At 67.4% G+C, this 11,906-nt stretch carries 10 protein-coding genes; 5 read left to right on the forward strand and 5 right to left on the reverse strand.

The features are described 5' to 3' along the window. Positions 1–1,103 precede the first annotated feature (1,103 nt). The 4 genes from IPI67_32425 to IPI67_32440 all read left to right on the forward strand — a co-directional run bounded on the left by IPI67_32425 (position 1,104) and on the right by IPI67_32440 (position 5,836). On the forward strand, positions 1,104–1,838 hold the full coding sequence (locus IPI67_32425; GenBank protein MBK7584883.1) for a tetratricopeptide repeat protein: 735 nt from the start codon (positions 1,104–1,106) through the stop codon (positions 1,836–1,838). 41 nt (positions 1,839–1,879) lie between these two features. Then, positions 1,880–2,950, forward strand: coding sequence for a DUF2062 domain-containing protein (locus IPI67_32430; GenBank protein ID MBK7584884.1), 1,071 nt, complete (start codon positions 1,880–1,882; stop codon positions 2,948–2,950). Between the two features lie 76 nt (positions 2,951–3,026). Further along, a complete protein-coding gene (locus tag IPI67_32435) occupies positions 3,027–4,169 on the forward strand; it encodes an alpha/beta hydrolase (protein ID MBK7584885.1) in 1,143 nt (380 codons plus the stop codon). A 155-nt stretch (positions 4,170–4,324) separates the two neighbouring features. Continuing rightward, on the forward strand, positions 4,325–5,836 hold the full coding sequence (locus IPI67_32440; protein ID MBK7584886.1) for a hypothetical protein: 1,512 nt from the start codon (positions 4,325–4,327) through the stop codon (positions 5,834–5,836). 5 nt (positions 5,837–5,841) lie between these two features. Here IPI67_32440 and lipB read toward each other — a convergent pair whose 3' ends face one another. From lipB to IPI67_32460, 4 genes are all read right to left on the reverse strand, one after another. After that, entirely contained in the window at positions 5,842–6,573 is a 732-nt protein-coding gene (gene lipB, locus IPI67_32445; GenBank protein MBK7584887.1) for a lipoyl(octanoyl) transferase LipB, read from the reverse strand. Further along, positions 6,570–8,069 (reverse strand): response regulator, encoded by a 1,500-nt coding sequence (locus tag IPI67_32450; GenBank protein ID MBK7584888.1) that lies wholly within the window; start codon positions 8,067–8,069, stop codon positions 6,570–6,572. The genes lipB and IPI67_32450 overlap by 4 nt, the downstream gene beginning before the upstream one ends. Positions 8,070–8,131: 62 nt before the next feature. After that, the gene (locus IPI67_32455) at positions 8,132–9,934 is read right to left on the reverse strand and encodes an RNA methyltransferase (protein MBK7584889.1); all 1,803 of its coding nucleotides are present in this window, start codon (positions 9,932–9,934) and stop codon (positions 8,132–8,134) included. A 12-nt stretch (positions 9,935–9,946) separates the two neighbouring features. Beyond that, positions 9,947–10,534: a CPBP family intramembrane metalloprotease gene (locus tag IPI67_32460; protein ID MBK7584890.1), complete on the reverse strand. Its 588-nt coding sequence runs from the start codon at positions 10,532–10,534 to the stop codon at positions 9,947–9,949. Positions 10,535–10,635: 101 nt separating this feature from the next. Here IPI67_32460 and IPI67_32465 point away from each other — a divergent pair, with 101 nt between their 5' ends. Then, positions 10,636–11,346, forward strand: coding sequence for a sigma-70 family RNA polymerase sigma factor (locus tag IPI67_32465; protein ID MBK7584891.1), 711 nt, complete (start codon positions 10,636–10,638; stop codon positions 11,344–11,346). 156 nt (positions 11,347–11,502) lie between these two features. Here the strand turns inward: IPI67_32465 and IPI67_32470 are convergent, their stop codons facing one another. Then, positions 11,503–11,829: a hypothetical protein gene (locus IPI67_32470; GenBank protein ID MBK7584892.1), complete on the reverse strand. Its 327-nt coding sequence runs from the start codon at positions 11,827–11,829 to the stop codon at positions 11,503–11,505. Positions 11,830–11,906 lie beyond the last annotated feature (77 nt).

Here is an 11,906-nt window from a genome sequence, read left to right on the forward strand (position 1 = left end):
CTGCGCGCGCTCCACCTTGAAGTCGAGGCGCTTGGCGGTGAGCTCACCGTTCTGCCCCTCGCGGAGCTGATAGACCTCTTCCTTGGTAACGACGTACTCGAACGCCTTCACCCGCGAGCTGGCCCGATCGATCAACGCCAGGAACGTGTCGTTGCGATCACACTTGTCCAGGTTTCGCAGATCCTTGAGCGCGTTGAAGACCCGATAGGCCTCCTTCTTCTCGACGCCGGCCTCTTGCACGGCCGTGAGGAACGCACTTGCGCCAACCTTGCCCTCTGCGACGCGATTTCCAGACTCACCCTTTGCGTCCACGATGCGCCAGGGACCCGGAAGCTTGACGCGCTCGCGCTTGGCGGGCGCTTCCGGCGCCAACGCGGCCTCCGTCGAGCCGCCGGTCGTCGTGGTCGAGGGCGCCGGCGCGAGCCCGTTCGTATCAACCCGCATCACCAGCGCGATGATCGACGCAACCATGGCGAGCCCGAGCAGCGTTCCGAACACCGCGATCATGTTGGGCGAGAGCGGCGCGCGCGCGCGCGGGGGCAAGGCGCCTCCGGGAACGGGCGCCGAGGGTGGCCCCCCGAGCACTCCGAGCGCGTCGAGCTCCGCCCCCCCGTCCAAGCGGGCCTGCCCGACGTCGTCGAGTCGGCCGCTGGTCGGGCCGGGGTCCGACAACACCCGGGGCGGCCGGGCACGACTACCCGCTGCGCGTGCGAGCAGTCGGGCACGCACCGGATGAACGCCATCCACGCTCTCGTCCGGGTCCCGAAGCTCGATGGCGGGCTCATCCGGCTCCCCGCGGGGCGACGCCGATTTCTCTTCTATTTCAACGGCTTCAGTTGCGGGCTCGTTGCTGGGCGGGGCTTCGGGCGCACGTTCGCCTGACGAAACCTCTGCCTCGAGCTCGAGCTCGGGCTCCGTCTCGCCATCGTCCCGCGCTAGTGGGTCGGTGACCCGGCCGACATGGCGTGTCCCTGAAGCCGACACGGCCGGGGCGTAGCAGCGGCGCGTTGTCGGAGCAAGCCGGGGAGGAGCAGTGCTAGAGGAGGAGAGGCTAAAGTCGTGTTTTCCCTCGGCACGCTTTTTTGAGGAGACTGTTCACCGCGATGGATGACCACCTGAAGCAGCTATTGCTGCTCGGCCGCGAGCACTACCAAAACCGCGAGTACGACCGTGCCGAGTACTTGCTCCGTCAGGTGGCCGACAAGGCCGACCAGTTCGCGGACGTGCACCACATGCTGGGCGTGATCACGCACAGCCGTGGAGACTTCGCCGAGGCCGAGCGCCACTTCGAACGCGCGGTGCAGATCAACCCGAACTACACCGAAGCGCAGCTCAACCTGATGGTCACCTACAACGACCTCGGGAAGTACGACGAAGCGCGGAAGCTGTACGCCGAAATGCGCAGCCGTGGTCAGGAGAAGGGGCGAGAGCTCGATCCGTTCGCCAAAGGCAAGATCGCCAACATGCACGCCGAGCTCTCACAGGCGTATCACGACGTCGGCATGCCGGTCGACGCCATCCGCGAGCTCGAAAAAGCCACCGTGCTCTGCCCGACCTTCGCCGATCTGCTCACGCGGCTCGGGGTTCTGTATCGCGACAGCGGTGATCAGGCGCGGGCTCGCGAGAAGTTCGAGGCCGCCCTCGCGACCAACCCGAAGTACACACAAGCACGTCTGCTCTACGGTGTGCTCTTGCTGTCGGGTGGTGAGAGTGAGAAGGCCGTCGCGGAGTTCGAGACGGTGGTCGCACAAGACCCAGAGAACAAGAGCGCGCAGACGTACCTGCGCATCGCGAAGAATCCCAAGAAGAGCGAGGCTCCACCGTCGAAGGACGGCTGAACCGACGCGCGCCGCGCGGGCGACTCGGAGACGTCTGACACATGAAGTGGGCCCGCCTCTGGCGACGGCTGCGGGGAGGGCGCTTGACGCGCGCGCGCGCCGCGGGGTCCGTCGCGGCGGGACTGTTCATCGGCGCCCTGCCGCTGTTCGGCCTGCATTTCCCGCTGTGTGTCGCGGTTGCCGTGCCCCTCTCGCTCGACCTGATGATCGCGTACCTCGCGGCAAACATCTCGAATCCGCTGTTCGCGCCGTTCCTCATCGCCGGCGAGATCCAGCTCGGTGCACTGCTCCTCGAGGGTCACTTCATCCCGTTCAGCGTGGAGCAAGCGCGTGCCACTGGCGTCGGGGGGTTCGTCGCCCAAGCGGCCGTCGGCTCGGTCGCCATGGGCGGACTGCTCGCGGCCATCGGTGCAGGTCTCACCTCGCTGATCGTGCGGCGTGACGCAGCTCTGCCTGGGCCCAGCATCGACGACGCCGTCGACAAAACGCTGGCACGATACGCGCGGGCGCCCCGGCGCGACCGCTTCTACGTGGCAGCGAAGCTGCACAGCGATCCGATGTTTCGTCAGCTGGCGGCGCTGGAGCCGCCGTTCGGCGAGTTGCTCGATGTCGCCACGGGCCGCGCCCAGCTCCCGCTGTTCCTGGTGGAGAGCGGCAAGGCGAGTGGATTCACCGGGCTCGACTGGGACGAACGCAAGGTTCGTGTGGCTGCGGACGCAGCGGGCGAGTGCGGGCGAGTGCGGACGGAGGATGTGAACACGGCGGAGCTGCCAGCAGCGGACACCGTCCTCTTGATCGACGTCCTCCACTATCTGGAGCGCGATGCGCAGCTCGGGCTGCTCCAGCGCGCGACCAGCGCCGTGCGTCCTGGCGGGCGACTTCTGGTACGCGAGCTCGACCCGACCCGCGGACTTCGGAGCAAGCTCGCCATCTGGGCGGAGCGGCGCGCGATCGGCACGAGCATGAACCGCGGGACGACGCTCGAGCTCATCGGAACCGATGAGCTCTGCGAGGCGTTGAGCTCCCTGGGGTTCACGTCGCGGGTCCTGCCGCATCCAGATGGCAAGCTCTCGCCCAACTATCTGGTCGTCGCTGAACGCAGCGCTGAGTAGCTACCTGTCCACCTGCGGTGGCGCAGAGTCTGCTACGCTTGTTTCAGCGCGTTTTCTCCGGAACTGAAGGGTACCCATGCTGCGTAGCTCGTCTCTCTTCGGGATCTTGTTTGCCCTGACCCTCGCGGCGTGCGGCGGAACGGATGACTCCGGCGGCTCACCGAGCGGCGGCGGCAGCGGCGGCTCGAGCGCCAGCGGCGGCAGTGGGGGTGTCGCGGGCGGCGGAGGGGTCGCGGGCGCCTCCGGTGGTGCGGGTGGAGGCGCCGGCGCGCCGTGGATGGGCGTCTACTCGACGGAGCTCGAGCTGCCCAAGGCCTCGACACCTCCCATCAACGTCGATCCCGGGACCGTCTTCTACGCGGACGTGCCGTACGGCAGCGATCCTGCGACACGCTTCGACATCTTCGTACCCAAGAGCAGCGGCCCGACTCCGCTCATGATCCACATTCACGGCGGAGGTTTCGTCGGAGGCACCAAGAGCAGCTACTCCGGAAGCGCCGCCGAGATCGCAGCTCTGCTGAGCAAGGGTGTCGCCTATGCGAGCCTCGAGTACCGACTGCTCGACGAGGTCGACACGGTCGGTGTGATCAAACCGATGACCGACTGCCGCCGGGCGCTGCAGTTCATTCGCCACCACGCGGCGGCGTTCAACATCGCACCCGCCAAGATCGTGCTCGAGGGAGGCTCTGCCGGCGCCGGCACCAGCCTGTGGATCGCCTTCTCCGACGACATGGCAGAGCCAGGCAACAGCGATCCGGTGGCGCAGCAGTCGACCCGCGTGCTCGGCGTGGCCGCAAACTCGACCCAGGCCACCTATGACGTCCTCAAATGGGAGAGCGTGGTGTTCAAGGAATACGGTCTGCCGCTCCTGGATCTGGCAGTGCAGGCCGGCATGGGGCAGCGCCTGATGTCCTTCTACGGCGTGGACTCCGTCGACGCGATGAAGACACCCGCCATCACGGAGTATCGCGCCCGGGTCGACATGCTCGCCCTGATGAGCGCCGACGATCCGCCTTTCTACGTGAACAATCCGCTGACCCCAGCAGCGCCGCCGCTCGACACCAATTCGCTGTTTCACCACGCCTTTCACGCGCGCACGCTCAGCGAGCAGGCGGACAAGATTGGACTGTCGCATCTCACTTACATCAAGGCGCTGAGCGTCGCGGATGCGTCGGGCACGGACGACTGGGGCTTCGCTCTGCAGCTACTCACGAAGTAGCGCGCGTCGTCCCCGCCGCTGTGCCACGTTCGTGCGTGGCACAAGGTGCGGCGTGGGAGTCGGTTCGCCGCCGAGGCCGCGGGCGTCTACGCCCGAGAATCCCGTCGAACTCGGCCCGAGGTGAGCTGGCACGTTGAGTGCAGCCGCTCGCGCCCGTGAAACGGCACGCCGCACCCAAAGCGCTGTTTGGACTCTTGCTCGCCGGTGGGCTCGGCCAGGCTTGCGGGTCGAAGAGCGGTCTCTTGTCGAACGAGAGTCCCGGCCCCGCATCGGGTGGCACGACTTCGGGATTCGGCGGAAGCGGCGCGAGCGCCGGCAGCTCCGGAGCCGGCGGCGTTGGCGGTGGCGTTGCAGACGCGGGCCCCGACGCCGAACCACCGCTGCCGGACTGTGTCTATGCACAGCATGGCGAGCCCATCCTGCTCTTCACCTATCCGGAAGGGGTTTACACTCCGACGCTGGCGCGCGTTTCACCCGGCAGCGCAGGCGAACCGGCGCGAGTCGCGGTCGGTCTGATCCACGAACACTTCTGGCACCCGGAGCTGCGGGTCGCCGAAATCAGCGTCACTCCCGAGTGGCCCGACGGAGTGAGCGTGACGCATCCGATGTTGCTCTACGGGATCGACGCCCACGCACCCGGTCAGATGATCCCGGCGGTCAGCGGCGGGTCCGGTCTTGCGCTGCTCTATTTTCACGCCGACGAAGCCAACCCCAACGTGATCCCGGGGGTGAAGTTTCGCCGCTTCGACACTGCAGCGTGGAAACCCTTCGACGAGGTCTTCATCGAACAGCTCGCGGGCTACGCCTACTCGATCGCCGCCGGGCCAGCGCTCGGCCCCGGCAACCAGTGGTCTGGCCTGGGTTATGGCGTGACGTGGCGCTCGCAGGCCAGCGGCGATGCAGGCAGCTTCGTCACCACAGCGCGCGCGGCAGTAATCGACGAGCTGGGTAAGATCGTCGCGGGTCCGGTCGATGTCGCCGCGCCCGGTGCCTACCCCGGCATTGGTGCGACGCTGAGCTTCAGCGGTGAGACCTACTTGATCGCAAACAACGCTCGACCGTGTCCCGCCGAGAGCCCCGAGTGTGCAAATCGTCTGACACTCGCTCGCCTCGAGCCCGGCGCGGGACCCCAGGCGAAGCTGGTGGAGACGGGCAGCGTGCCACCCGTGCCCGGCCGACGCGCGCGCACACCGCTCATACGTTCGTTCGCAGGCGCGAGCTGGGTCTCGTGGCGCGAGCAGGACATCGAAACGACTCCGGGTCAGGTGCCGCCGAGCACCCTCCGGCTCGTGGGGGTGACCGCGAACGGGCAGCTCACCGCGAACCTCTGGCAGACCGAGGCTCAACCCGAGGCGGGGGCGGAGCTGCTGGCCTCGGATCAAGGTGTCGTCTTGGTGTGGGGTGAACGCGTCGACAAGACCCTGCAACCGCACCAGAGCGGTCACTCGCACCTGCGCTTCGTTCAGTTCTCGAAGAGCGGGCAACAGCTCCAGGAGCTCGAGCTCCCGACGACGGAGCTGACCACCGGCACGGCCTACTCCGTGACCACGCTGACCGAGCCTCGAGCGCTGCTCGTGAGCTTCACGGCTCAAGAGCAGAAGGCTGGCGGCCATGCCGCGGCCTACCTGGCGCGCTTCGACTGCGTCGATCCGATTGACGGGCCGTGAACGCGTCAAGCCAGGTCCGCCGCCGACCGATCCTCGAAACTCTCGACCTCGGCGCCCAGCACCTCCGCCAAGAGCTCGACGGCCGCTTGCGCTTCGTCCCGCACCTCGACTCGTTTACCGGTCAGTTGCTCTACGCTGGTCACGCCGTGAGTGCTGATGCCGCAGGGAACGATCATCCCGTAGAGCTCGAGATCGGTGGTGTAGTTCAGAGCAAAGCCGTGCAGCGTCACCCAGCGTGAGATGCGCACGCCAATCGCACCCAGCTTCGCCAGCTGGCGCGCCTGCTCCCCGCCCGGAAACTCGCCCGGTGCCTTGGCATCGACCCACAAACCGATCAGCCCGGTGACAGGACCGCTAGAAATGCCGTGGCGCGCGACGAGGCGGCGCATCGTCTCGGCGAGATCACCGACGTAACGGCGCACGTCCTGCCGCTCCGGCGCCAGGCTCAAGATCGGGTAACAGACCAGCTGCCCCGGTGCGTGCAGGGTCACGTCGCCACCCCGACCGGTCTCGACGAGATCCACACCGGCCGCCTTCAGTAACTCGGTCGGAACCAGGATGTTCTCGGAGTGTGCACCGCGCCCGAGCGTGATCACGGGTTCGTGCTCGAGCACCAGCACCGTGTCCGGGATCTCCCCGGCCTGACGCGCGACGTGCAGGCGCTTCTGATGTTCGTGCACGACCTCGTACGGGCGACGACCGAGCCACTGACCGCTCAGGCGCCGGCGTACGGTCATTCAGGAATCAGCTCGCCGGCTTCGCGCATTGCCTCGCGCAGGTCTTCGATCTTTTCGGTGAAGGTGCCGACCGCGTCCGGGTCGAACTGCGAGCCCGAACAACGCGTGATCTCGTTCACGGTGACCTCGTGAGGCAACGCTCGCCGATAGGCGCGATCACTGGTCATGGCGTCGTACGTGTCCGCGACCGAGATGATGCGCGCGATCAGCGGAATGTCGTTGGCCGCGAGCCCCAAGGGGTAACCCCGACCATCCCAGCGCTCGTGATGCAGGTACACGCCCGGGATGACCGGCTGCAGGAACTTGATCGGGTCGAGGATCTCCCGGCCGTAGACCGGGTGTTTCTTGAAGATCTCGTACTCGTCCTGGGTGAGCTTGCCCGGTTTGTTCAGGTTCATCACGCAGCCGACCTTGCCGATGTCGTGCATCAGCGCGGAGTGGCGCACGATTTCCACCTGGTCCTCGCCCAGGCCGAGCCAGCGGGCCAGCGCCACCGAGTAGAGGGCCACACGCTCCGAGTGCCCGGCGGTGTAACGGTCCATCTTGTCGATGGTGCGCGCCAAGCTCTTGATGGTCTGCTTGAACGTCGACTGCAGATCTTCGTAAAGACGCGCGTTTTCGATGGCTGCCGCGGCCCGCGACGCGAGCATGCTGAGCAGCTTGCGTTGCCCCTCGTCGAAGCGACGGCTGGAGGTCAGAGACACCACGCCGATCCAGCCGATCAGGCGCTCGCGCATCTTCATCGGCACCACGGCCACGCTCGACACGGGCCGGCTCGGTAGCTCCGCGAACAACTCGGCCGCCCGCGCGTCGTGCTCGACGACGGGCCCACCCTGACCCAGGCGTTCGACCACTGCGGCCGGCTTGAAGTGCCCGATGGACTCGTCCTTGGGCATCAGCTCCGAGCGGGTGTTGCTGCGCTCGAAGAAGCTGCCCTCGCCGTCGTCGAGCCAGGTCGACACCACGTCGGCACGGACCTCGTGCAAGCTGTTGTCGGTGACGGTGGAGATGACCTCGTCCAGGGAGAGGCTGGCGGCGATGGCCTCGCTCACCTTGTACAGGCTGAGGGCCTCGCGCAGCCGCAGGTTCTCGGCGGCCAGCCGTCGCTTCTCGAGACCGCGCTGCACGATGTGGATGATCTCTTCGACCTTGAACGGCTTGAGGATGTAGTCGTACGCACCACGCTTCATCGCGTCGATGGCGGTCTCGACCGTCCCGAAGCCGGTCATGATCACGGCAATGGTGTCCGGATGCGCCGTCGACAGCTCCTTGAGCAACTCGAGCCCGCCCATGCGCGGCATCTTCAGGTCACTGATGACGATGTCGTAGTTGGCGCGCGACAGCTCCTGCACCGCAGCCGAACCGTCCTCGGCCGTGCGCACCACGTACCCCTCCATGCCGAGGAAGTCGGCGAGGATGTCGCGGATGAACTTTTCGTCGTCGACGACGAGCACACGCGGTCGTTCGTCGAGCGGTCCGAGGTCGAGTTGAGCCATCGATTGGAGCGAAAATTAGGTTACCAGAATCCCGCCATGCCCGTGTTCTGCTTGTGACGCCGCTACGAGCTGACGCCAGGTTTGATGCCCAGCCGTTGCAAGACTGAAATGAAGTCGGGAGGAAGTGGGCTCGAAATCACGAGGACTTGGTCACCCGCGGGCGTCCCCAGCTCCAGGCGTTCGAGGTGCAAGAGGTGCCGATCGAGTCCGTGCTTCTCCTCGAAGTGGCGGTTGGTCGGCCCGTGTCCGTGGCGGTGGTCGCCGACCACGGCGTGACCGAGACCCGCCATGTGGCGACGGATCTGGTGTTTCTTCCCCTCACGCGGCTCGACGAGAACCAGGCTGTGGCCACCGGCGACCGTCAGTCTCCGATAGCGGGTGTGCGCCGGACGCTCTCGACCGCCCTCGGCAAGCGGCCGATTCACTGCGCCCTTCTCCCGCGTCACGCCACGCACCAGCGCCAGGTAGCGCTTCTGGGTCGTGCTGCCGGTGAACGCGGGCTGCCAGCGCGCCACGAGCTCGCTGCTTCGGGCGAAGACCACCACTCCACTGGTCTCGAGATCGAGCCGGTGCAACGGCACCGCGTGCTCTCCGCCCGGCAAGCGACGCACCCGCGCGAGCAAGCTCGACGCGTGCTCGCCCTGCGGCGTCGTGGGCTCGTGCGCCGCCTTGTCGACGACGATGAGCTCTTCATTCTCGAACAGCACGGTCGGCAGCGGGACGGGCGCTCGCTCCAAGAGGACCAGGGTCTCGACCTGCTCCGAGAGTGGGATCATGTCGAAGGGTTGAACGTGCGTCGGCGCGTAACCGTGGAGGCTGAAGGCCGACAGATCCCGCGCCAGTGTGTCGGGAGCACACGACACGTACACGACGACCTCGGGCTCTGCCTTGGCGACCGTCGCACGAACCCGCGGAGCGAGGCCCCTTCGAGGTGGATTCACGACCACGGCATCGAAGGCTCGAGTCGGGTCGAAGGTCGCGGCGTCGGCGCTGATCACCGTGAGCCCGAGCCGCCGTGCCGACGCTGCGGCGGCGGCGAACGACTCGACCAGCACGACCTCCGCGCCTCGTGCTTTCAACGAGAGCGCGATGGCTCCGGAGCCGGCGTACAGCTCGAGCACACTCCGCCCGGCGAGGGTACCGAGCACACCCGTGAGCGCTCCCTCGATCGCTTGGTGCAAGCGTGCAGCCTGCCCGCGGTGCGCTTGCACGAAGGCGCCATGGGCCGCGCGGTGTGTGATCTGCCCGATCTGGTCCGGCACTTCGGCCGGGCCGAACAGCACTCGCGGGGCTCCCCCGAGCACGCGCGCTTTGTGAGCGCGCTCGCTCACCGCCACGCCGACCACCTCCGGCGCAAGCTCGGTGATGGCCCGCGCTGCGGCCTGGAACTGAAGCTCCGAGGCCCTTGCCGGGCCGCTCTGCACCAGACTGACGAGCACCTGGGTCTTGCCCTGGACCTGGGCCTCGCGCACGTCGATGGCAACGAGCGCGCCGCCGTCCGCTGCGGGTGTGAGCACCGGACCGGCCGCGGAGGGAGGCTTCGAGGCGAGCGCGCGCAGCACACCCACGACGCGCGCGACCGGCGCCGACAGCACACGACACTCGGGCAGGTCGAGCACCGCGTGAGCTTGCTCCGTGTACAACCCGATGACGCCACGCGCGCCGACCACCAACTTCGCACGCACGCGGTAGCCGAGCGTGGGCTCCGCACCGATCGGCGCCTGCGGCGTGAGGCCGTCCAGCGCGGGGTAGACCGCAAATGCCCGCGCGACGATCTGCGCTTTCTCGGTGAGTTGCTCGGCGTACTCGAGTCCGATCAGCGGACATCCCGAGCAGCGCGGTGCGTGGGGGCACTCGACGCGCATGATCGACGGGGCTCAGCCGAAGAGGCCGCCCAGAGCGCGGCGCGTCGGCATCGGATCGTGGCTCTTCAAGTAAGCGAGGTTCAACCCGTTCACCAACGCGTGCGCCACGATGGGTCCGATCAACGAGCCGGTGATCTGAAACATCAGACCGAAGAGCACTCCCACCGCCGTCGCCCAAAGCATCCAGACGAAGCGACTTGGGCCGCGCACCTGATGCAGAAATCCGAACAGCAACGCCTGGAGCAAGAGGCCAATCCACGGCTGAAGCAAACCGCGGAACAAGAACTCCTCGCCGACGGCGCTCATCAACGCGAGCACGACGATGCCCGTCGTGCTCATTACCCGAGCTACCGGCCGTAGCTCCTGATGCAACCGGCGAGCCCAGACGAAACGTCCCACGCTGATGCGAGTGCCCATCACCAGCAGCGCACCCATGGTCAGCCCCATCATGGCGCTGTAGGTGTGGCGCGCGGGCTCTGCGAGAGAGAGCAGCGGCGCCGGGTGGGTCATGGGCGAGCCCGAACGCCACACCACCGCCACGACGGCGGAGAGCGCCCCGAGAAAGGCGTACGCGAGCGCGAATCGAACCCAGCCCAGCACGCTCGGACTATGGCACAGGACGCGGCCGCGGGCACCGAGCCGCAAGGCGCTTTCCCCTGTGCTTTCGGCAGGCCTGGGTTTCTTGATAGGCTCCCCCGCGGGTGTCGAAATCGGACGATTCGCCGGAGGTCCTGGCTCGCTTCCATGGGGAGCTCGAGCTGGTCGAGATTCTGGCGCGCCAGGTAGCGCGCAACGTCGGCCCGCATGCCGAGCTGCAAGAGCTCGTGAGCTACGGGCGCGAGGGTCTGCTGGACGCTGCGCGGCGTTTCGATCCCGAGCGCGGGGTGCCCTTCCGCGCCTACGCCAACTTCCGCGTCAAGGGAGCGATCATCGACGGGGTTCGCAGCATGGCGCGCCTGCCGCGGCGCGTTCACGCAAGACTGCAAGGTTTGGCTGCGGCGGCTCGGCAGAGTGAAGGCGCCGTGGAAGACCTGTCAGCGCCGGCGGCCCCGGGTGCCACACGCTCGGATGCCGACGTCGCCCTCTCGGAGCACCTTGCCGGCATGGCCACGGCCATCGCCATGGGGTTGGTGGCCAACACCGCCCACGGCGAGGACGGGGAGCGGGTTGGCGTGGCTCAAGGTGCGAGCCCCGAAGACACGCTAGGACACGCTCAGCTGATCGCGCTGGTGCGTGACGCGATCGCGGGGCTGCCGGACCAGGAGGCCGAGCTCGTCAGGCGCCACTACCTGGAGGGCGAGCGGTTCGATCACGTGGCCGCGGACCTCGGGCTGAGCAAGAGCTGGGCGAGCCGCCTTCACACCCGGGCCATTGGTCGTCTGACCAAGCGCCTGCGGGGGGCCAACGAGTAGAACAATGATCAGCTTGCGCTGCTCGTGTTCGGGGACTTTTGGGGGGGGGCGCCCCCCCCCCCGGCCCCGGGCCGGGGGGGCCGGGGGGGGGCGGGGGCCCCCCCGCCCGCCCGGCAAAAAAAAAAACCAAAAAAACAACCTGTTCGGCGCTCTAGCTCAACCGCCGGAGCCCTGGAGCGTGGTCTTGACCGCTGACCCCGCGCGATCGACGAGCTTGGCAGCCAGATCGACAGCCTCGGTGTAGCGATAGATGCCGGCCTGAAGTGCGATCAAGTTTCCGGCGTCCATGCCGGAGTGCCCGCCGGAGATGGCCCGCTTGACGAGGGCCTCACCGCGATCGATTTGCCCTCCCAGCTTGTCGAGCACCTCCGAGAACGAGCGCCCCGACAAGCTCGCGGTCTCAGCGTGGCGCGGGGCTCGCCCGGTCGGCGTTGGAGCATCCAGGCTCTCGCGGCCGGCCTTTCCCCGAAGCTTCTCGATCATGCGGCTTCCCTCGGACAAAGCCCGGGCCGAGTTGCGGAGATTCGCGACCCCCGGCGCCTTCGAGTCATAATGAGCGC

The sequence above is a fragment of the Myxococcales bacterium genome (genome assembly GCA_016706225.1).
Taxonomy (GTDB): domain Bacteria; phylum Myxococcota_A; class Polyangia; order Polyangiales; family Polyangiaceae; genus JADJKB01.

Excerpts from the sequence above, each read along its gene's own strand:
- IPI67_32425 (MBK7584883.1), top strand. The coding sequence starts at position 1,104 with ATGGATGACCACCTGAAGCAGCTATTGCTGCTCGGCCGCGAGCACTAC.
- IPI67_32430 (MBK7584884.1), top strand. The coding sequence starts at position 1,880 with ATGAAGTGGGCCCGCCTCTGGCGACGGCTGCGGGGAGGGCGCTTGACG.
- IPI67_32435 (MBK7584885.1), top strand. The coding sequence starts at position 3,027 with ATGCTGCGTAGCTCGTCTCTCTTCGGGATCTTGTTTGCCCTGACCCTC.
- lipB (MBK7584887.1), bottom strand. The coding sequence starts at position 6,573 with ATGACCGTACGCCGGCGCCTGAGCGGTCAGTGGCTCGGTCGTCGCCCG.
- IPI67_32450 (MBK7584888.1), bottom strand. The coding sequence starts at position 8,069 with ATGGCTCAACTCGACCTCGGACCGCTCGACGAACGACCGCGTGTGCTC.
- IPI67_32455 (MBK7584889.1), bottom strand. The coding sequence starts at position 9,934 with ATGCGCGTCGAGTGCCCCCACGCACCGCGCTGCTCGGGATGTCCGCTG.
- IPI67_32470 (MBK7584892.1), bottom strand. The coding sequence starts at position 11,829 with ATGATCGAGAAGCTTCGGGGAAAGGCCGGCCGCGAGAGCCTGGATGCT.